Genomic DNA, 22,120 nt, shown 5'->3' on the forward strand with positions numbered 1-22,120 from the left:
AGTCTATCTCTAGGTTATTCATCAACAAGAAATTCTCGAGCCATGCGTCCCCAGTCCCAACGCGCTTCTTGGGCTTTGGTTCTTCGTTGGCCATCAGGTTGTTCATCTTCATAACGTGCCCATGCCATCAACAGTAACTCCAGCCCCTCACGAGCTTTCATTAACCTAGTGCGCAATACGGATTCATTAGCCTCATCACTGTCATCCTGTAACAACTCAATAAGATGATTGTATGCAGGATGATCAACATTCAATGATAATATGATTGCACCACCACGAGATTGAACATCGAAGAAAGCAGGCGTACTTAAATTTGATTTAACAAAAGTATATTTTAAATTTTGTTTAACTGTTCTGGCAGCTAAGCTTTTAGCTGCTTCTGTCGTTGCCCCTGCTTCTTTAAGCACATCAGCAATTTCTTTCTCACGCTCATCAGGAAGTAATGTTCTTTCTTGAGTGTCACTTTTTCCTTCATAACCTTCGTTCTGGCGTTTACGGGTTGCTTCAGTACCTTTTTCTTCTGAGTGAGGGGACTCATGGCGCTTTTTAGGTTCGTTGGTCGTTGTTTGTGCTTTAATTAATCGACGAATTGTACTAATGTTTTTCCGTATATGCTGAGCTAACTCTATTAATGGCAATCTGGGATCTTCATTTTCATCTAAGTATTCTTTTGCTGAAGCAATTGTTTGGCCATCTTCAAGTAAAGACTCTAAATCAACTTTGGCTAATTCAGAAAAATTACGAGCTGATTGTTTGTTATTGGTTACACCAAACAAATCATCTAATGCTGGTGGAAAATTTACTTCTACTCCCCACCAACGATCACGGGGATCTGATGGATCAGACCAAGATGTATCTAAATCAAGTTCACGATTTGCTCGCACAATAGACACACCTAGGTTTTTTGCAGCATGTTTTCCATAAGGACGTGCACCAGGATTATGACCTGATCGTGCTAATTCTTTAGCATAAGCAAACTTTACTGTAACAATATGATGCTTGTCATTAAAATTAATTTCAAACTCTGTGTTTTTAAATTCGCCATTTTCAAACATTGATTCATTATCAAATGGTTCTGGACATGATGTTTTTGAAAATAAATATAACGGGTCATTTGGTAATGCATTACGAGATGATATTTGACGCAGCATTGGCATCGCATTCATATCAAATGATTTAAGCTTGATTACTACTGAGTCATCGACTAAAAAATAACGATACATCCGTCCAATAATTAATTCTGAATTATCAATAATTGAGCCAGCAGTACGCCACATGATTTTATCTATGTTTTTCCAAACAACAAGCGTTCCTGTCATCCCGAAATTAGAGCCGACTTCTTTCCATATGTCTGGTATTTCTTTAGCAATAGGTTTTGGTACAGATTTTAATTGTGATTTTTCAATTTCATCTATATCGAGGTAACTATAAATGGCATTTTCAGAACCATTTTTCCAACTCCATACTTCTACTCTTCGTGCTTGAGATATTGATGAGTTTGGTAATCCCATGCCAAATCTTCCAATGCCACTAAAATCATTTAAACGTGTTCCATTACCAAATTGGAGAGCCATTTGTAACACATCAGAAGTCATTCCGTGACCGTTGTCTAACACTGCTATTTCGCTTATACGTGCTCTTGCACGCTGTTTTAACTGTTCTGTTCGTTCGCCACATAAAAGCTCAACGATTGTTGCACCAGCTTGAATAGAGTTATCCATCAATTCTGCAATTGCATATGCCGCATTCTTGTATCCGTTGTCGCGCATTGCATTGACAACAAGGTGTGTAGGAACTATGTCGTGAGTATTTTCCATATTTAAGCCCAAATATCTTCCCAATTATTAAATGCTTCAGCAACGCTGCCGAACCCCGGTAAACTATGATCTATTACAGTTACAATTTCAGCCGTTTCATTACCACCTGCTTTTTTTCCTCTTATCGCTCTTCCTACCATTTGACTGTATAAAACAAGTGATTTGGTTGGTCTTGCAATTAGTGCAGCACTAATTTTAGGAGCATCAAATCCAGTGGTTAATACACCAAAATTACATATGATTTGTATGTCATCAGTTTTTTCCTTGAAGTTGTTTATGACATTTTTTCTTAAGTTCGCATCTGTTTTCCCAGTAATTGAGTAAGCCTTATGCCCTCTCAACTGTAAAATTGCAGCTAAAAGATCAGAATGTTTCACTGTTGTTGAAAACACAATAATTCGTTGATGACTTTTTGCTAAATTCTCAATTGAAGAAACAATTGCTAAATTTCGTTTTTCATCTTCAGCTAATCGATCTAAAATATTATCCGGTACATCAAAATTTTCTTGGATTTTTCTTAGATCATTATCATTAAAGTTAGTTCCGCCTTCATAAAAAAGAGGCTTGTAAACTGCTTTTGCTAAGTATTTTTTTTCAACCAAATAATCAACAGGATTGATATATCCTTCGATTTCCAAGGCGACTTTCTGCTTTGAAAAGAAGTTTGATAATTGTTCGTCTACATGTATATCTGCCCATGTTCTTCCCGGAGTTGCAGTCAAACCTAAGAGCGCCGGATTAGGATGCCGCATAATAACTAATGCATCTAGGACTAATTTATAGGTTTCTGCAATCGCTGAATGGGCTTCGTCAATAACAACCAATGATGTTCGGTTAGATAAAGTAATGATAAAGTTTAAGCTATTTTTTGTTGTACTATATACTTTAGATAATCCACCAATAAGAATTCCATCTTTTACATCATTAAGATTAAGAGACCGATCTCCCCAATATCTGAAAATACCTACTGAACGATTGCCTAAACAGCCCCATGCTTTTTCAAATTCTGAAGCAGCTTGTTCACATAGCTCTTCACTATGAGCTAACCAAATAACTAATGTAGGTTCGGTTTTTCGCAAGTGATCGGCAATTATACTCATTGCTGTACGTGTTTTTCCTGATCCCGTAGGCATATGTAATACAACTCTTTTTGTATTACTTTCAAGTAAGTTATTTACTTTTCGAGATGCGGAACGCTGATGTGGAAATAAAGAGTACTCTCCCTCCTTCTGAAACACTGAGGGCTTTTCCTCTTCTATAAAATTAGTAGGCAAAGATATTTCAAAAAAGTCAAATATAGCTCTTTCTCTCTCAGATTCTTTTCTGATATTTACATTTTTTAGTGAAAAATATAGATTATTTTGGCTGTAATCTACACCTAGCACCTGAGCCAGAAGCTTTGCCTGATTAGTTGGAAGTAAGTCAAACAATACTTTTCTTGTATCTTTCGATGACAGTAGAGAGTATGGAGTGCGATAACTTATTATTAATTTTCGTAGGTGTTGTGGTGTTGCAAGCTTTGGGTCAAGCAGAAGAATTAAACGCATCAAATCAGCACCTAGCAAATCTTGCAGTGCTGAGTCATCAGCTCTTGATAAAAGATTGTCAAAATTCAATCTGAATGCCTCTATATGAGAAATTTTATTTGTATATACCTAACCAATGAGAGAGTTCGTGCCAAGCTAAATGGCAAATATTTTTTCCTCTTTCTGTTACTACTTCAATATTCCAGTCATTTATGTCTGTAATTGAAGATATTAGTGGCATATATTTTCCATCATTGATCACCTTTATTGCTGCCACAGAGAATGGAATTGCCTTTTCTTTCGCTTCTTCAATAATTTTAGGTATTTCTTTTTGATCTTCTTGAGCAAACGCTTTGAAAAACATTTTCTTTTGAGACCAGGGTTTATTTCCAATAATGGTATTTTCTAATTTTGGAAGAAGAATTAGATTCCCAATAGTGTGTATGGTATCAATATCATTATATAGCTCATCTTTCCATAATCCTTTAGTGTTTTGATCTCTTGCATTCTGCGGTGCAATATGCTCAACTGTTTGATAAAGATGGTCACGCCACTTAGTCAATTCTAGAAAATTACAGTTGTCTCGTCCTTCTTTTGATAGGATGTATTTTTTTTCCGTACCTTCTATAGAATTGTGTGAGGCAAGTAATAATAAAAATTTACATAAAGCTTTGGATTTATCATAAAGAGGTTGCTTAATTACTTTGTTTGTCCAGCTTTCTTCATCAATAACCTTGTTTTTATTAGTGCCTAATTTAGGTGAGTCTAAATAAGATAACAGATAAATATTTAGATCTTCGGGTGAGGCTAGTTCATTATCATCTAATAAACCTAACTTTAGATATTTTGATTCTAGTTTCTTATGTCCTTTTTTCATTAGATTTCTGAAATCAGAGTCAATTCCAGCCGTTGTTCCTGTTGCTGCCCGTCTAATGGCTAAGAATGCAGTTACCGATTTTACTACTTGGATGAAAATATCCCATGATTTTGTTTTTTCTGCATCAAAATAGTATCTTGCGAGAATAGGTATCGCTAAGGTCGTATCCATGCTTCTAATAAAATCTAGACATAATAATATTTTTTGTCTTTCTTGGTGATTTTTTATTTCCATCAATGAATTTGTAAGAAATGATTCCTCCCAGAATTTTTCTCGATAAATGGCTATATCTCTTAAGGCTTTTACGAAGCGCTCTTTCTTTTCATATGATTTATGATTCAAGGGAATTAAAGCATACTTATTTCTAAGATATAATCGCTGACCACTTAAATCGTAGTTTTGGGTGTCTCCATTTATATATAAGGCAAAGGATGTTATTATTTCCTTAGTCTCTTTTTGCCTTTTTGAGTTATCGGTTTTCATAGATAAATATTTATCTATTTCATCAAAAAAAAATCTACTGTTTGAGCTTGAAAAATCTCCCGTTACATCTTTTCTGTCTTCTATAAACTTTATTACCTCAGGCTTAAATGTTTCTATTGCTGTTAATGGTTCACCTGTAGTGTTAAGTGCATCAAATATGTCAAAAACATACTTGTCATCTTCTACTTGAACACAGGTAAGTGATACATTATTTAATAGGTAGCCCGAGAAAAAAATTATTCTTAATAATGGGTCACTCACGCTATCTAAGTTATGAGTATCGATGCTAAAACCACAACTTTCAAGTACTTTAGTATAATTATCGTCATTGAGAAGTTTACTTGTTGAAGGAAATACTTCGTTATCGAAGTCATCAGTTAAACTTTTTCCACTTGCAATGCGAGCTATGTAAATATCAATATGGCTGATTGCTTTTTTAAAAAACTCCTGATCTTCGATGCCATTTATTGAGTTGGATATAATAAAGTCAAAGTCATTATAATCTAAATCACCAGAAATAAAATCATAATAATGGCTACCAAAACTGAATAAATACTCTGCTATGAATGAGTCATACTTCTTCAATAAAGGAGTGTGTCCTCTTGCATCAATGGATTCTCGAACTAATCTCGGATAAAACTCTGATAAATAGTTTCTGATTATAGTACTGTTTTTTCTTCCAACTATGCAACTACGTAAAGAGTTTAAGAGTACAGATAACTCATCGCTCAAGTTATCAACTTTTTTCAAATTAAGCATTATTTGATTCATTAATCGGCAGATAATTAATGAGATTGTGCTTAATCTTTGTTGTCCATCTACTATTGATAAAGAAATTCCACCAAATTCTTTTTCTTTCTTTTCCTTATCGCTAGATAATATTATCGTTCCTATGAATCTTATTGAGCTATCTTCTTCAAGCAGAACAATGCCATGAAGAATTGACTCAAAGAGCCTGAAAATATTTTCTTCATTCCAGCGATAACCACGTTGATAAATTGGAACTCTATAGCCAACATTGCTATTGTGAAGCAAAAAAGTATCTTGAATAGATAATGCTTGAGAAGTAAAAGTATCAGATACTTTTGACATAATATATATCTCTTAAAATGTGCTCAAAGAGAGCAAATCATACAAGCCTGATCTTCAGGATCATCATCTTCTTGATCTCTCAAAGCATCTTGCCATTTTATTGTGTGAACACTCTTTGCATTACGATTGGCGTTGCGTGTTCCTTCTGTTTTTTCAGCATGGGCAACCACTTCTTCAAGCGTCTTGCCTTGCACCCAAGTATAACCTTGCCCTGATTCCTTTTCGATACGAACAGCCTCAGCAAACAAATCAGGATGTTCGCGTTTTAATCCTAACCATTCATCTTGTCGTTGGAAGAAGCAGAAGTAGCAACCTGAACGGCTACGCCACCGATAATATTCTGGAATACCAACGGTGTTTTCTAAAATACGGAAAATATCTGCTCGAATTAATCCATCTTCCATAAAAGGAAAAACTGCTTGAATATTCTCTTTCTGACTAACATAGCCTTCTCTATTTTCATCCGCTCTAATGCCGATATAGGTAACAACCGGATCATTGCCAACGAACTTCTCAAAGGGCTTGATCTTCATCATTGATGTACACCAACGCTGCCGTGGTGATGGTAGATAGTTGTTATGTATTTTCAACCAATGCTCAAAGTCTCGCTCAGGACTCAGCTTTTTAATTTCCTTGCCTAAGTAAGCTTCAAGCTTATCAAGAAAATCATAAACTTCTTGAAGTTCAGCACCTGTATCAGTAAAGAAATATTCCACCCGATTGTGAATTTCGGGGTAGTTATCTCGAAGATAAATAGCGAGGGCAGCACTGTCCTTACCGCCAGACAATCCAAGAACGTGTCGTGATCCGTCAAGTTCTGAAGCGTCTTGTAACGTCAAATGCTTAGTCATGTTTAACCTTTCTTAGTGGCTTGGGGTGGGCTACTTTAGGGTGTTCTGTTGTCTGATAATCACGCAAGAAATCATCCACTAATTCAGCTAATACTGCAAGTTGTAATTCTTTATCAGCACCAGATAATTGACGATTTAATCTGCCTTTTAGCTCGTCTGTGGCTTCGCGCTGCATTTTACTGATCGCAACAGGCTGTTGACGTTCTTTTTTGCCTTTTTTTATTGATTTCAATAAGATAACATCAAATTCGTCTTGGGTGTTTTGCCTTGTTTGGTCATGAATACGTAAAGCCTCAAGATCAAGCATACGACGAGAGTATTCACTCAAGCGCATGTCTGCTTGCGCCTTATCACCATCCAGCCACTTTTCCGGTGATTTTTTGCCAATGAACATCAAGATACTGATAAACCAATCATTATCATCTTTTTCTGTATTCGTCAGGCGGTTGATGAATGCTTTCAATCCATCCGTATCAACTGTGTACGCATCGAGTCCTAAGTAACGCCCCGTGACACGCCGCATCTCTGTGATCGTTGCATCAGGTTTAAGTCGTAGGGCTTGTGCCAAGAAACCTTGTTGCTGCTCCAACATTTTGGAGTAGGCATGTTTCAAAGCACTCAGCGTATCTTTTAGCGTATCAACGTAACCATCAAATTTGTTCTGTTGATCAGGGCGAGTATCGAACCCTAAGGCTTGTGGGATTCCCTCAAACAAAAGTTGTTCGGGCGATTTTGCAAGGTGGAATGCATTGCGGAATGCTCGTGCCTGCTCAGGTAGGTCGCTGGTTTTTTGTGTGTACTCATTGAGTCCACCTACAAAAGTAGCAAGTGGCTTGATTGCCTGTACGACTGTTCGCTCTTTGCCATCACTGAACAATGCGGTGACATATTGTTTAAAGATCGAAGCACGAATACCTTCAACCCTGAATAACTGCACTTTGAATAATTCAGGCGTTTTAACGAAGCGCTCCAGCACTTCTTTTGAAAGTGTTGGCACATATCTCCCTTCTTCATACAGGGCTAGCTCATCCTGATGGACAAGATATGCCGCTAAGTACAATACGGGTAAAACCCCTTGTTTCAAGCCGTAAGGTGTTCTGGTCAGCTCGTTGTTGAGATCACTAAAAGCTCTGGCTTGCTGATCCGTAGACTCTAAGAACTCCTCAATTGCAAGCCATGTTCTATGCAAGCTACTGCTGCTAGGTGGTGCGCGAAAAGCCCATTTTCCTTGCTGATCTTGTCGATGAAGACCTGTTGCATGAAGTAAGGCGAGGTAGATGGCTTTTTCAGGTGGGAATTTCTCAATCCCTAAATGTTCCTGATTCGAGTTAAACAACATCATTTCAAGCAGGCGGTTACGCCCTGCGGCGGCTTGGCTAGATGGTTTATCACGGTTGATCAGCTCATTCTTGATTTCAGGCATGTAGCAATAGAGTTTGCCTAAAACATTCGACAGAGTACTTTGAAAAGCTTGTTTGCTGGCAATGGGCAACGGTTTTTGCTGCCAAAACCAATGACTACGTTGTGGCTGTTCCAGCAACAAATAGACCTGAGCTTCTTCTGCCTTCAATGCTAGTTGGTAATAGTCACGGAATTCTCGTTGTGCCACCGGATCAGAATGTAACTCTTGGGATTTGTTCTGAACGGCTTCCAATGCCAACACATCAGCAACTGCATCGCGTAAAGTTGCAGCATGAGGATAGTTAACCAATACATCCAACGGTGAGGCGTTAGCGACTACTTGTTTAGTAAAGACATCCTCATCTTGCCTATCCTCAGCAAGGTAGAACACAATTCTTGGAGTGCTGATACCTTCGTCTAATTTTCCCAATGAACTCGCATCAATAAAGGCCGTAGTGAAATATTGCATTGAGCCTTTTTGAATGGAGAACTTACGTGCCACAATCGGCACATCGCCATGTTGCTTACTTAGGCGTTCCGCCAAACTGAAAATGCCGAGTTTGCTACGTTCTTCTTGTAGCCTTGCTTCAAGATCAAAGTCGCTGCCTTGCCAAACACGATATTCATTATTGTATTTGCGAAGCTGCAACACGGCACGTTTTTGCAAAACCTCCAGTGCATCCGCAACCACGTTAGGATCAGGTAAGCAAAAAGCTAAAATATCCTTAGATGCTTTCAAGCCTGCTTGTGCGCCGATGAGATTAAGCAAACCTACCGTTTTCAGCACCCGTACCGCATCCGTGTGATCATCACCCAAACGTTCTAAGGCCGTTACGACCTCTGCCCAACGTCGATGGGTCAAGTGATCAACAACTGCCGCAGGTTGGTTACTAATGAAGTAATCGTAAATTTCCCACGGGTAAATCCAGTCACCTAACTTTTCCAAACGTTTTAGACTGTCTTGGAAACCAAATGCTTCTTGGCTACCTAAATAGTTAAACAGTGTGCGCTCATTCTGGGCTATTTTTTGGCAAAGCAAGGGTAACAGTAAGGAGCTAATAGGATGTAACGGGTAGCATTGCTGGAATAATTGGCTGGCAGAACGTTGATCCAACACACTTGGCAAGGCGTTTATATCAGCCAGCATAGTCGCTAGTTGATCAGCTTGAACCACAGTATTTTTGGGCAGTTTCTTGGGGTGCTCAATAGCTTTACCAACGATCCGTAAGGTTTGTTCTGCCGATTCCAAAAAAGGAACGACTTCAAAGCGTCCTTGTACCTTTGCCCACTCGTTTTGCTGCGCCCGGCCTAGCCCCCGTGCGTATTGCTCAAATGATTGATGCAATAGTACGAAGACTGACAAGATTGCGCCATCTTCCCGTTCACAACCCTTGTATGCATGTTCAGCTAACGCTTGTAACAAGTAGATGTCATTTGCTTCAGGGTGACGGGCTTCGTATTCGAGAAATTTTCCCAGCTCATCAATGACGATCAGTAAACCGTAGCCTTGCTCGGTAGTAATGGCTTCTTGTAACTGACTAACAACATCAATGATCTGTGTAGTGGTAACAATGTCCTGTGGCGCTAGTTGCCTGAGTTGCTCAAGCATTAAGGGAAGCTGACGTTGCCCACGAGAAAAAAATGCAGTAGCGCCATCAAGCAATGCTGCCGCTAATCGTTTACTCAAAGGTTCTGGGCTACCTGTCAAAAAGACTCGGCAATGTTCTAATGGTTGTCCATCCCCATCCCAAAACTGATCAATGACTTGCTCATCACACTTTGCTAACACATCTTGTGCTGTATCCGTTGCGACATCACCAGCCGCACCTAATAAATGGGAAAGAAAGACAGCAAAGGAGGATTTTCCAGAGCCATACGGCCCCATTAGCGTCCAAGCACGCGGCATACTTTGTACTGTCGTGATTGTTTCGCCTATACGAGCCAATGTATCCAATGCACGAGTGGTCGGGATATAAGCCTTTACGACAGCAACAGAATCGGCATCACGTTCAAGGTTGATTGAGCGTGTATAGTTGGTATTTACTTGTATTTGTCCTAGCAAACTCATGCTGCTACCCCATAAAAATTGCGCTGTGCGTAGTAATCTTGCAAATAGATCATCGGATCAAGAGTGGTGTCTTGTACTTTGTAGAGCTGATTCACCCCGGCGGTTTCCCTGAAGTCAAATGCATTGTTTTTGCGTTGCTTCAACTGCTCTAGCTTGTATAGAAAAGCACTCTCTGTCAGGCAAAACACTGCACCCGGAGCAGGGTAGTCACTCTTGCCATACATAAGGTCTTCAATTGCCAAAGATTTTTGTTGCGTTGCATTGAACAGGGAGGCAACGGCATAAGCCACGATCTCAACGGGAAGATGCTCTTGTTCGCCAATCTGTACTTTGTGAGTTTTGCCATCCGGCAGCATGGAAAGCAGCTTGAGTGCAGTAAAGGGCGCATCCAAAAACTCATCAGACACTTGTTTTGCCTTGGGGCGAACATCCGAATACATGCGTAATGTAACAACCGTATCGTTCTTCAGCGTATTTTTAGAGTATTTTGCCCCTGCCTGTTGCTTCAGAAAATCTGCCAAGGCTTCTGTCGCTTCCGCCGTAGTAAATTCAGGTTTATGGTAACGGTTGAACAGCCAATAAGAACATGTCGCCACCTCAGGATTGCTTGCCATCTGCCAATGAAGTAGCCAAATCGTGGCCTCATCCTCAAGATATGGGTCATGCCCTTCTTTCTCATCAAAAATGAAGTGACCTAACGAAGTCGGCTTGTAGCCATCTTCTACTTTTTCAATAATTTGTGTTGCTTGCGCCCAATAACGAATGGCGTTAACCATGTTTTTACCAACACCAAGCCTGACCGTTGCATCATCCGCATCAAAAACACCCGTATCTTTCACAACTTCTTGATAGGCTTTTGTCAGCCAGCTATAGCGAAGTGAAAATGTTTCATGCCTACCGAAAGCAACTTTTTTTGGATTGAATTTCATGCTATCGCTCGTTTTTCATCAGCTTTTTTTTCAGGATGAGGTTGTGTGGAAAGTGATAATGAAAGCTGTTGCTTGCCTTTAAGAAAAAACTCAACATGCTCTAAAAACCAACTTTTCAAGCTGATATTTTCACTATTAAGTTGTTCATATAATTCTTGTTTTATGTCTGGACTTATTTCAATGACAATCCTGCCACTTACACCTCTTGCCATATCACTTTACTCCGATAGTACTATGTCACATAACATACTAAGTGTAACATTACATAGATGGTAGGTCATGTGCAAATTAGCTGTTTTTTTGGCAAAAAATAAAGAGATCAAGAAGCGTCAGCCATCAGTGCAAACAGCCACGCGATATGCTGTTTAGATAGAATACTAGAGCCAAAGACCGATCATTGATCTTCTCAAAAATCGCGTTTTTTGAGAAGATGCCAAACGATATACACCAAAATCGCGTGTTTTTGAGAAGATGAGAAAAAATTATGCAACTTGCTTCGTTAACAGCGTTACTGCCGCAGATGGAAACACCCGCTATCCTGAAGGCGTTGGTGACTGCACATCGCTACCTTGCGGAACTCAAGGGCGTTGCGAAAACCATCCCCAATCAGGCGATTCTGCTTTCCACTCTTGGGTTGCAGGAAGCACAAGACAGTTCTGCGATTGAAAATATTATCACCACCCAAGATGCGCTTTTCAAATACCGCTTACAGGTCGATGTCGTGGATGTGGCAGCCAAAGAAGTTTCAGCCTATGCCGATGGCTTAAGCGTTGGATACCAGCGGGTGCGTGAACACGGTTTGCTGACCTTGAATACCATCCTCGCCATTCAGGAAACCTTGGAACAGAGTCGGGCAGGCTTGCGTAAAGTGCCGGGAACAGTGCTGCGCAATGAGCGCACGGGCGAAGTCGTGTTTGCCCCACCCTCTCCCGAAACCCTGCCAGCACTGATGAGCGGCTTGGAGTACCTGCTGCATGATGAGCAGGTGGCACTTGACCCATTGATTAAAATGGCGATCATCCACCATCAGTTTGAAACCATTCACCCGTTTTACGATGGCAATGGCAGGACAGGACGCATTATCAACATCCTGTATCTGGTCAAGGAGGGCTTGTTAGACTCGCCGGTGTTGTACCTGAGCCGTTATATCAATCATACCAAAGCGGACTACTATCGTTTGCTGCAACAAGTGCGTGATACCGGGGAATGGCAGGAATGGGTGATTTATATGCTGCGCGGCATTGCTTCAACAGCAAAACACACGATTACGCTGGTTGAGGGCATCAGCGCGTTGCTGCAACAACAAAAGCACCATATCCGCAGCCACCACCGTTTTTACAGTCAGGATTTGATCAACAATATTTTTCGTCACCCATACACCAAAGTACAGTTTCTGGAAGACGACCTTAACGTATCCCGTGCCACGGCGACCCGCTATCTGGATGCGTTGGCGCTGGATGGTGTGCTGGAAAAGCACAAACTGGGGCGCGAGAATTATTACTTGAACAAGGCGTTAGTTGATTTACTGTTCAATATTCCCAAAATGACAACCGAGTAAACTGGGTAGAGCTAGGGAGTGTCGTCATGTTGGATATGTCCCCCACACACTCGATAGCGGCACTGCCCACAGCTTTTCCCCCAACGGCATAGCTTCTGTGCCGTCATACAAGATAATGCCCATTTGCAGGGATTCGCCCGCGAGCACAGCCAGCCGTTTCAGCCCGCGCAGGTCTTTTTCAGTCAGGGTGGCCGAGGCTTTAACCTCAACGCCGATCAATTCGCCCGCCCTGTTTTCGACCACAAAATCCACCTCGTACTGGTCGGCATCCCGGTAATACAGGATTTGGTAATCAGCCTCTGCCCAAGTAGTGTGTTTGAGCAGTTCGGCATACACAAAGGTTTCCAGCAAGCCACCAAACAGGCTGCGGTCGCGCTTGAGGGTGTCGCTTGTCAGGCCGCGCAGCGAAGCCAGCAAGCCAGAATCCACAAATTGCAGCTTGGGGGATTTGAGGACGCGCTTCAGCCGATTGCTTGCCCAGATCAAGGGAAGTTGCCCCAGTTTGTCGATATTAGCGATTTCCTGTACATCACGCTGGATCAGGGCATCAAGGTATTGCTGATGCCATGTCTGACGGCGGCGCGGGTTGGTACGGGTAAGGGCTTCGGGGTATCCCCCGCATAAAACGGCTTCCGTCAATGCCTCACCCAGCAGTGGTTCAGCGGCAACGGGAATGTTGCCCGCGAAAACCGCATCCAGCCAGCAGGTGGTTTGGTGGTGAATTTCACTTTGGGAAAACGGGTACAACGCCAGTGTTTCCATGCGCCCCGCCAACGAATCAGCCACCAGTGGCAAAGTCATCAGGTTAGCAGAACCCGTGAGCAGGAAACGCCCAGCCGAGGGTAAAGTGTCGCGTTTTCCATGCCTGATACCTGTTGCGTGTGATCAGGATTAGTATAACGTAGGATCGGGAATCAAAGCCCGTTAAATCAGGAATGAGACGACTGTCAATCCGCCACCACAACCCCCCAAATTTCCAACCTCTCCGGCAACATCCCCAACGCATCCCCCATTGCCAACGCCTCCGCCACCCCGAAACCGTGCGAAGAAGCAGGCGCTTCCCACAACGCCAGCTCTTCCCGCTGCAACGGGATAATCATACCGGGCGCATAGTGGGGTGCAATCACCGCATCCACCAGAATCACATGCGCATACCTCTGCAAATGTTCCAGCAACCCCATGCCGGGGCGGTCGAGTTTATGTAACACCAGCGTTCCGTGCTCAATCGCCGCTTGTGCCCAAGCCTGTTGCGCAAGCTGATCGACAGCATCCCAACCCGCCTGATCTTTCCCAAACGGCGAACCAATGCCCATAATCGCCGTTGTCACCGATTCACTTTCAACCGCAAAAAATGCGTCGCACACGAAATACACGGGTCGTAATTGCGGATCACCTGTTCCGCCCGCAACCGCAGCGCATCGTCGTCATGCTCCAGCCCGAAAGCGTGCAGTGATTGGTGCAAGTCCAGCTCCATCCGCGCCTGATTCTGGCTGGTCGGTGGCACAATCCGCGCGGTTTTCACCGTGCCATCGGCGTTGAAATCATAGCGATGCCACAACATCCCGCGCGGTGCTTCGGTGCAACCAAACCCCGTCCCGGCTCGCGGCGTCACCGCTACATGAGGCTGATCGGTTGGCGCATAACCTTCCAGAATACGGATAGCCTCGTCGATGCAGTAAGCAATTTCCAACGCCCGCGCCGCCATGCTGTGGAACATATTACGGCTGGGGAATTGCACATCACTACCTTCCAGCAAGGCCAGCAAATGCGCCGGTAATTGTTCGTGCAGCAAATTCACCCGCGCCAACGGCCCCACCAGATAAGGTTTGCCGTGCAAGTGCGCGTGCAGCGCGGTGGAATGCGCCATCTGGAACTCGTCGAAATGCGCCTCGTATTCCGCAATGCCAATATCCAGCCCGTCATCGGAGATGAGGCGGCCTTCATTGAACGGGTATTCGTCGGGGTGGTGCAAGGCCACCGAGACGAAATCCTGTTCATCATCCGGCATCGGCAAGCTGGCAACCCAACGCACCAACTCGTAGGCATCTTCCTGAGCCGTGACCAGTTCCGCTTGCAATGCCCGCATGTCATCCAACGGTGGCGCGGCATAGAAACCACCCGCGCACGCATTCACCGGATGCACCGAACGCCCGCCCAGTACGCGCATAATGCGGTTGCCAATGCTTTGCAGTTTCAGGCCACGTTTGACGACACGCGGGAATTTTTTCGCCATGGTCAGCGCATCTTCAAACCCCAGAAAATCCGGCGCAGCCAGCAAATGAATATGCAACGCATGGCTTTGAATCCATTCCCCGCAATACAACAAGCGGCGCAATGCCCGCGTCCACGGGCTGATTTGCACCCCGAAGGCCATTTCCGCCGCGTGTACTGCGCTCATCTGATAAGCCACCGGGCAAATGCCGCAAATGCGGGCGGTAATGTCGGGCACTTCTTGAAAATCGCGACCTTCCAACAGCTTCTCGAACAGGCGCGGCGGCTCGAAAATGCTGAACTTGAGGTTGGTAATCACACCATTGTCGATGTCGAGTTCCAACGCACCTTCGCCCTCCACGCGGGTGAGGACGGGGACGCGCACGCTGACTTTACGCTGCTCCTGCATAAATCACTCCTTGGGGGCCGTAACAGCCGTAACAACCACGCCCGAAGGCTGGGCAAATCGCGCCACATCCGGCATGGGTGGATGGGCCGAGGCAGGCTTGGCCTTGCGCCACCACCACACACACATTGCCCCGGCGTTTGCATTCGGCACAGACTTTTTCCTGCGGCAAAGCTGGCGTTGCGCCATGCAACAAGGTGCTGATGGCCTGCATGACCTGTTGGGTATTGACCGGGCAGCCCCACAATTCCAGGTCGACTTTCACTTGTGAAGCAATCGGTTTGGCGGTGGCGAGGCTGTCGAGGTATTCGGGGTGGGCGTAAATGGCCTGATGCCAGCCCTTGCCGTCGTGCAAATTGCGCAAAGCTTGCACCCCACCCGCCGTGGCACACGCGCCAATGGTAATCAGGTAACGGCTGTGGGTGCGAACCTGACGGATGCGTTGCAAATCGTGCGCGGTATTGAGGCTGCCTTCCACGAAAGCAATGTCGACGGGTGCCTCTTCCGCCATCATGCCTGCTTCGGCGAAATGAACGATGTCGACCCGTTCTGCCAGCGTCAACAGCGCTTCCCCGGCATTGAGGAAGGCCAATTGGCAGCCGTCGCAAGAGGAAAACTTGTGTACCGCGACCGTGGGTCGGGTGTTTGCTTGGCTCATGTTAAAACCCCTTCACCCCTAACAGGTGGCTGATGGCGGGCAGTGGAAAGACTGGGCCATCTTTGCAGATGAATTGCCCGCCGAACTGGCAATGCCCGCAATGCCCGACGGCGCAGTGCATATTGCGTTCCATGCTCAGCCAGATGTCGTCTGCCGCCACGTGCTTCTCCAACAGGCGCTGGCTGGCGACTTGCATCATGATTTCAGGGCCGCACAGCATGGCGCTGGCATTGTCGGCCTCGAAGTTGGCCTTATCCAGCAAGTCGGTGACGAAACCGCTGTCGAATGCCCAGTGCGGGGTGGTTTCATTCGCCGCCAGCAGGATTTGGGTGTCGGGCAGCTTGCTCCACGCGGCGTATTGTTCGCGCCAGATCAGGTCGTTGGAATGTTTCACGCCTTGCATAATGACCAGTCGCCCAAAACGTTCACGGCGTTGCAACACGTAATTGATCACCGATACTACGGGTGCACAGCCTAGTCCACCCGTGATCAGCACCACGTCGCGGCCTTCGGCTTCCGCCATTGGCCAGCCTCGCCCGTAGGAGCCACGCACACCAATGTAATCACCCTGTTGCAGTGCCGCCATCGCTTGGGTAACGCGCCCGACCACGCGGATGGTGTGGTCGTACAGGTTGGCATTTTCCGGGTCGGACACGATCGAGATCGGCACTTCACCCACGCCATGCAGGTAAAGCATATTGAATTGCCCCGGCGCAAAGCTGTAATTAGCTTGCAGCTCCGGGTCGGTAAATTGCAAGCGCAGGGTGAAAATATCCGGCGCTTCCTGAATGCGTGCGACGATTTCAGCCTCGTGTGGCAAGTAAGCGTTATTCATGCGGTTAAACTCCCCACTTCTGCTGTCAAATCAATCCCGACCGGACACCAGCTAATGCAGCGCCCGCAACCCGTGCAGCCGCTGCGTCCGAACTGTTCATGCCAGCCTGCCAGTTTGTGCGTCAGCCATTGGCGGTAGTAATCCTTGGGGGTACGCCGTACCGCCCCGCCGTGAATATGGCTGTGGCTGGGGTCAAAGCAGGAATTCCACAAGCGTTGGTGGGTGCTGCTATTGCCATCCAGCGCTGGGTGTTCCACTTCCTGATGGCAGAAACAGGTGGGGCAAACGCTGGTGCAGTTGCCGCAAGCGATACAGCGTGCGCCAACGTCTTCCCAGTGCGGGTGCTGGAGCAGGTCGTACAGCGGTGGCTTTTCCGGCAAGGTGCGGGATTGTTGGGTGGCGGCTTGCATCCGTTGTTGGGCGGTGGCTTGCTGTGTGGCGCTGGCTGCGTGCAGGGGGAGTTGTTTGGCGAGGTGTTCGCCGCGTGCCGAGCCGATTTCCAGCACAAAGCCGTCGTCGATTTCGCTGAGGAGCAGGTCGTAACCGCTGCGGATGGCCGGGCCATCGCCAGTGGATACACAGAAACAGGTGGCGGCGGCATGGGTGCAATTCACCCCGATCAGCAGCAGGTTGTCACGGCGTTGCTGGTAATACGGGTCGGGGTATTCACCGTGCAGGAAATGCTGATCTTGCAAGGCCAGTGCCGCCAAGTCACAGGCACGCACGCCAAGGATGGCGATTTTCTGCGGCTTGGGCAGAATGGTCTTGAAATGCAGCCTGCCGGATTCGTCGCGCACCACTTTCCACAGGTTTTCCTGCGGCGCGAAAGTGTGCGGCTTGATGGCGGCAGCGCCGTTCGCCCAGTCGAACCAGTAAGGTGAGCCAGTTTGGTGCAGGCGGTAATGACCGGGTTGCTGGGTATCTTGCCAGCCTGTGGGAAGCTGTGAAACATCATGCAGACGATCGAAGACGATGGAACCCTGCCGTACTTGTGGGCCGATGCAGGCATAGCCTTCTACCACCAGCATGTCCAGCAAAGCGTGGAAGTCTGTCCGCGCAAGGAAATGATGCATGACCATAGTAACGTTGCTCCTCGCTTATAACAGACTTAGTTTAGTCGCTATCGAGGTCTTTTGTCATTGTCACAGGTCAAGTTGTCCCAAGGGTTAACGTAAGCAAAGCGCCTCGCCGGTTATTCAGCGCCCTTGAATTTCACCATGCGCATCACCTGAATATCGGATACAAACACCACCCCGGAATGCCTGCTGAAAAACGGGGTAAACCCGCCCAGTATCGGCTCCACCAGCTCCGGCGGTACCGCCGCGACGATCATGATCAACAGGTCTTCCTCGTTAAACATTAGGTGGCCTTCGTGGAAACCCTGCCGCCCCTTGCCGGACAGGTTGTTGATGATGGTGTAACCCTTCACCCCGGCGTGGTCGAGCAGGTCGGTGGCAAATTCCTGATATTCGCCTTCCAGGATGATTTCGAGCTTTTTCAGCGGGCTTAGTGTGATGTCGTTCATGCCAGGGCTTCCTCTAACAGGGCGGGGGCGGGGGCGGCAAGTGGTTGCAGGGTTTGCCAGCCGCCCTCCTCAAACAGGTGTACGGTGTGGGTTTCAGGGTCGATGACCAGCAGCCTGATCCAAGCGTTTTTCACCAGACGTTTGACCGAAATGACCCGTTCAACGGCCTGTTTCGCATGGTCAAACGGTGCTTCAATCAGGGTAATCAGGCGCAGCGGTTCGTGATAGGGCTTGCCGTCTTTCAGCACCGTCTGCGCGGGCAAGCCGGTACGCAGGTCGCTGATATTGCCGGTCATGACCCCAAAGCGGCCTGCCACATTGTGATTAACCTTGCTGCCGCTGCCGAAGCGGTCGTTATCGACGGTGGAGAAGTAGTGCTCCATATTGATCCATTGCCCGACCACTAAAGGGCCGGTGAGGATGTTTTCCAGCAAGCGCCGTTTGGGGTCAACGCGGTAATCATAGGAATGCAGGAAAGCCCGCCCATCCAGCGGGAAGGCATCGGTCAGTTGACGCTGCCCAATAATGAAATAGGCGTTACGTGACAAGCCCCATTCCGGGCGTACCTGCGACCAGTCCACCGCATTGCGCTGGGCGCAGGAAAACGCTGAGGCCGGTTTGCAGCCGGTGTAAAATTCCAGCCCCAGCGTGGGGATGCGTTCCTGAATACACAGGCGGGAAGCGGCGCTCAGCCCTTTACGCAAACGATCCAGATACATCAGGTGCGCGGAAGGTACCAGTTCCAGGTCGATGAGTTGCACGTCATCGGTGGTGGTATTGTGCAGGGCAGGCACGAACCAGCTATCGTCAGGGATGTCGATGCCCTGTTCCTGCAAACGGCGGCGTACCTGTGGCTTGTTGGCCATTTGCGCCAGCACCCGACCACTGATCAGCCCGTGATTACCGCCACACGCACCACAATCCAGCGCCGATTCATAGGGGTTGTTGGCAGAGGTGCTGCCATGCCCAACCAGCAGCACAAAGCGCGAGAAATTCTGCGTCAGGCCAATCGCCCGCAGTGCCGTGCCGACATAATTGGTTTGCTCGTCAAGGGTGAAACCGATGCGCCCCAGCCGTTCCAGTTGCCACTGGGCGGAGGAGGTATTAATGCGGTAATCAGTTTGCAGGCGCTTGATGAAAGTGCGCAGCTTGCCTTCCCCCAGCGCCAGATGTTGCAAGCATTCGCTCAGTTCGGACTGGTTGCCGAGGGCGGCTTCGCGCAATTCACGAATGACCGCATCGGTGGCTTTTTCCGGGGGCAGCCCGAGTTCCAGCTCAATTGCTTTGACGATGACTGCCCGCTGCGCCGCCCGCATGATGGAATCGGCTTGGGTGCGGCTGAGTTTGTCCAGCAGCAAATGGGTCTGCGGGTGTTCGGCGTGCAGGTGCTTGCGCCAGTTGTGGTAGCTTCTGGGGGCGAGGGTTTTGCCAATCATGTCGAAGCCGAACAGCAGGCCGATGGCTTCCACCGTCACAAACGGGGTAAGCACGGATTCCTTCAGCTCATGCACGGCATGTTCCAGCGCGGTCATGGCGGGGTCGTCCTGCACCCCGGCGGCGGAAATTTCCAGCACCAAATTCTGCGGGGTGAGGATCACCGGGCACAGGTGCAATTCGCTGCCTTTGCCCAGCTCCATGAAACTGACCGGCACGCCGAAGAATCCGGCAATCCCGAAGGTCTGGTAATCGCCCACGCTTTCCAGATGGCGGCGGATACGTTCGGAACGGGTGTCGATGCAGAACAGCGCCTGTGCGAAAGGGCGTTTGCTGGCATCGGCAGGCGGGCGCAGGCTAATGCCATCGAGCAGGCGGTGGATGGCTTGGGCTTCCATCGCCCGCAGCCACATCATGCCTTCGAGCTGTTCGCAGGCTGACAAGGTATCCAGCAAGGCTTGCACGGCTTCCAGCGTCAGCGCGGGCAGTTTGCCGTCATCACCGGCCAGTTGCGCCAATTCTTGCAAACGGGTGGCTTGCTGGCGGGCATCGTGCTGGCGTTTTTGACGGACGTAAGCGGCGAAAACCCCGGCAATTTCGCCCGGATGGCTGCGTAACAGGGCGCGTTCCACGGTGTTCGCCAGTGCTGGCATAATCTGCCCGCTGTACAGTTCCAGACGCAGCCAAGTTTCCTGTGGGCGCTCCGCAATCATCTCGCTTAGGGCTTGGCGGGTATTCAGGCGGCGTTGCAGCTTGCCCGAATTCAGCAAGGCCAGCGCCAGCGTCAGGCGAATTGCCATGAAGTCGATCAGGTCGCCGGGGTATTTCTGGTTCCAGTGATAACGTTTGGCGCTGGAACGCCAGCGGATGAAACCGACCCAGCCGTGCAGACGCGCCAGCTCGCGGGTGAAATACCCCATCCAGTCGTCTTCGGGAATGCCCAGTTGCCCCAGCGCGTAGGCGATGATGCCTTCCACCGTATCGGCTTCGCCCAGAATGCGCCGTATCTGCCGGGTGCGTTGCAACAGCGGAATATTGTGCAGCGCCAGTTCCCGCCAAGCGTGGAAAAAGCCCTGTTCGCGCCCCGGCATTCCCCAAGCGGACTGGCCTTCGTCAAAAAAGTCGAGGCAGCTTTTGATCAGCAAGGTATCCAGTTCCTCGCCGAGTTGCGTGCCGTACAGGGCGTCGACGGCTTCATAGACCGGGCAGTCGACCAGCAGCCGCTGGCGTAGTTGTTCCGTCAGTTCGTGAAGAGAGTGATCGTTTTGTAGGGGCGTATCACATCCGCCCTCTTCACCGTTCCTGAGCAGGGCATGGATGTCAGTAGCATCCGCGAGGGTTACGGCGGGGCTAAGCGGCTGGCGTGTTTCCGTCAGCAAAGCCATCAACCAGTGCTGGAGCGCCAGCCCGGTGGTATTTTCGCGCCCGGCCAGAAATGCCCCGATTTCCGCCGCCAGCACACCCCGGTCGATCTTGCCCTCCCGCAGGTAGCCCTGATAGGTGCTGCGCGGCAAATAACTGCGCCCGTGAAACAGCTTGCTGCCTTGTTCCAGCGCTTCCGGGAACGGCAGATGCTCCAGCCCGTGCAGCGGGTTGTGGTGAATGAAGGTGCGCATCGGCCAGAAAAACGGTATCGGTTCCGCCGCCATGTGAATCATGGAACGGATTTTCAGGCTCATTCCCAGAAAGTTGCTCATGCGATGTCTCCCGTCAAAAACAGACCCGCGACCACCAACACCGTCAGGGTCAGGGCAAACGCCCAACTGAGGCCACGCGGCAAATCACTGACCTGCTGGTTCTGCGGCGCAGCGCCAACCAGTAAACCTTGTAACAGCCGCACCCCCGCCCAGCTCCAGATCAGCCAAGTCAGCAGCACAACGACAGCGCTCAGCGGGCTACTCAGGGTCAGCGTTTTCAGCATGATGAAAAATGCCGGGAAAATCGGGGTAGCGGTCGCCGCCAGCGTACTGAAGACCAGCAGCCCGGCAAAACGTGGCATAATGCCCGCCAGCCCGCCGTACAAATGGGTATAGGCCGCGCCGAAACGCTGTTCCAACGCCACCGCCAGCAGTGCCAGCAAGGCCAGCGGAATACTGAAACCCAACGCATCCATTACCAGCGCCGCGTGCTGACCAGCGCCCGGCAAGGCAAACCACAGCAAACTCCACGCCGAAGTAGCCAGAAACCCGACCCAGCCATTCACATCCCGCTGGGTCAGCAAACGGAAAGCGTACAGCAGGGCAGTTAACGCCGCCCACGCCAGCACCCATGACGGTACAGCCTCATCACCCGCCCACAAGAACAGCGCCACCCCCAATTGCGGCCACAACAACAATAAGCCGACCCTCAACAACGGGTGACGGAGCCGTTCCAGCAGGTGGTTGAACACGATGCTGAAGGGAAACAGCGGCAGGAATAGACCGATCAGTAAGAGCGTGAATACAGACAT

17 protein-coding genes are annotated in these 22,120 nt (G+C 48.0%); 1 reads left to right on the top strand and 16 read right to left on the bottom strand.

Features of this window, described 5'->3' with window-relative positions:
- Positions 1 to 14: 14 nt before the first annotated feature.
- The 7 genes from J9253_RS17430 to J9253_RS17460 are packed head-to-tail and all read right to left on the bottom strand — an operon-like array spanning position 15 to position 11,256.
- On the bottom strand, positions 15 to 1,817 hold the full coding sequence (locus tag J9253_RS17430) for an ATP-binding protein (RefSeq protein WP_210222141.1): 1,803 nt from the start codon (positions 1,815 to 1,817) through the stop codon (positions 15 to 17).
- A gap of 2 nt (positions 1,818 to 1,819) precedes the next feature.
- Positions 1,820 to 3,433 carry a DEAD/DEAH box helicase gene (locus J9253_RS17435; RefSeq protein WP_210222142.1) on the bottom strand — a complete coding sequence of 538 codons (1,614 nt, stop codon included), beginning with the start codon at positions 3,431 to 3,433 and terminating at the stop codon, positions 1,820 to 1,822.
- Positions 3,434 to 3,458: 25 nt separating this feature from the next.
- Positions 3,459 to 5,795 carry a DUF262 domain-containing protein gene (locus J9253_RS17440; RefSeq protein WP_210222143.1) on the bottom strand — a complete coding sequence of 779 codons (2,337 nt, stop codon included), beginning with the start codon at positions 5,793 to 5,795 and terminating at the stop codon, positions 3,459 to 3,461.
- Between the two features lie 23 nt (positions 5,796 to 5,818).
- Positions 5,819 to 6,646 carry a phosphoadenosine phosphosulfate reductase family protein gene (locus tag J9253_RS17445; RefSeq protein WP_210222144.1) on the bottom strand — a complete coding sequence of 276 codons (828 nt, stop codon included), beginning with the start codon at positions 6,644 to 6,646 and terminating at the stop codon, positions 5,819 to 5,821.
- Entirely contained in the window at positions 6,639 to 10,115 is a 3,477-nt protein-coding gene (locus tag J9253_RS17450) for a hypothetical protein (RefSeq protein ID WP_210222145.1), read from the bottom strand. The genes J9253_RS17445 and J9253_RS17450 overlap by 8 nt, the downstream gene beginning before the upstream one ends.
- On the bottom strand, positions 10,112 to 11,044 hold the full coding sequence (locus tag J9253_RS17455; RefSeq protein WP_210222146.1) for a DUF4007 family protein: 933 nt from the start codon (positions 11,042 to 11,044) through the stop codon (positions 10,112 to 10,114). The genes J9253_RS17450 and J9253_RS17455 overlap by 4 nt, the downstream gene beginning before the upstream one ends.
- Positions 11,041 to 11,256: a hypothetical protein gene (locus tag J9253_RS17460; protein WP_210222147.1), complete on the bottom strand. Its 216-nt coding sequence runs from the start codon at positions 11,254 to 11,256 to the stop codon at positions 11,041 to 11,043. The genes J9253_RS17455 and J9253_RS17460 overlap by 4 nt, the downstream gene beginning before the upstream one ends.
- Before the next feature lie 272 nt (positions 11,257 to 11,528).
- Here J9253_RS17460 and J9253_RS17465 point away from each other — a divergent pair, with 272 nt between their 5' ends.
- Positions 11,529 to 12,602, top strand: coding sequence for a Fic family protein (locus J9253_RS17465; RefSeq protein WP_210222148.1), 1,074 nt, complete (start codon positions 11,529 to 11,531; stop codon positions 12,600 to 12,602).
- Between the two features lie 24 nt (positions 12,603 to 12,626).
- On the opposite strand, the gene J9253_RS17470 is transcribed toward J9253_RS17465, so the two are convergent.
- The 9 genes from J9253_RS17470 to J9253_RS17510 form a co-directional block, all read right to left on the bottom strand.
- Positions 12,627 to 13,472: an ATP-binding protein gene (locus J9253_RS17470; RefSeq protein WP_407701798.1), complete on the bottom strand. Its 846-nt coding sequence runs from the start codon at positions 13,470 to 13,472 to the stop codon at positions 12,627 to 12,629.
- Positions 13,473 to 13,549: 77 nt separating this feature from the next.
- Positions 13,550 to 13,930: a hydrogenase maturation protease gene (locus J9253_RS17475; RefSeq protein WP_210222149.1), complete on the bottom strand. Its 381-nt coding sequence runs from the start codon at positions 13,928 to 13,930 to the stop codon at positions 13,550 to 13,552.
- Positions 13,927 to 15,222: a Ni/Fe hydrogenase subunit alpha gene (locus J9253_RS17480; protein WP_210222150.1), complete on the bottom strand. Its 1,296-nt coding sequence runs from the start codon at positions 15,220 to 15,222 to the stop codon at positions 13,927 to 13,929. Before J9253_RS17480 ends, J9253_RS17475 begins: the two co-directional genes overlap by 4 nt.
- Positions 15,206 to 15,877, bottom strand: coding sequence for an NADH-quinone oxidoreductase subunit B family protein (locus J9253_RS17485; protein WP_210222151.1), 672 nt, complete (start codon positions 15,875 to 15,877; stop codon positions 15,206 to 15,208). Before J9253_RS17485 ends, J9253_RS17480 begins: the two co-directional genes overlap by 17 nt.
- Before the next feature lies 1 nt (position 15,878).
- A complete protein-coding gene (locus J9253_RS17490; RefSeq protein WP_210222152.1) occupies positions 15,879 to 16,712 on the bottom strand; it encodes an FAD/NAD(P)-binding protein in 834 nt (277 codons plus the stop codon).
- Positions 16,709 to 17,791 (bottom strand): 4Fe-4S dicluster domain-containing protein, encoded by a 1,083-nt coding sequence (locus J9253_RS17495; RefSeq protein ID WP_228291418.1) that lies wholly within the window; start codon positions 17,789 to 17,791, stop codon positions 16,709 to 16,711. The genes J9253_RS17490 and J9253_RS17495 overlap by 4 nt, the downstream gene beginning before the upstream one ends.
- A 113-nt stretch (positions 17,792 to 17,904) precedes the next feature.
- Entirely contained in the window at positions 17,905 to 18,237 is a 333-nt protein-coding gene (locus J9253_RS17500) for a P-II family nitrogen regulator (protein WP_210222153.1), read from the bottom strand.
- Entirely contained in the window at positions 18,234 to 21,368 is a 3,135-nt protein-coding gene (locus J9253_RS17505; RefSeq protein ID WP_210222154.1) for a DUF2309 domain-containing protein, read from the bottom strand. Before J9253_RS17505 ends, J9253_RS17500 begins: the two co-directional genes overlap by 4 nt.
- Positions 21,365 to 22,120 carry a hypothetical protein gene (locus tag J9253_RS17510; protein ID WP_210222155.1) on the bottom strand — a complete coding sequence of 252 codons (756 nt, stop codon included), beginning with the start codon at positions 22,118 to 22,120 and terminating at the stop codon, positions 21,365 to 21,367. The genes J9253_RS17505 and J9253_RS17510 overlap by 4 nt, the downstream gene beginning before the upstream one ends.

The organism is Thiothrix litoralis, assembly GCF_017901135.1.
GTDB classification, from domain to species: Bacteria; Pseudomonadota; Gammaproteobacteria; order Thiotrichales; family Thiotrichaceae; genus Thiothrix; species Thiothrix litoralis.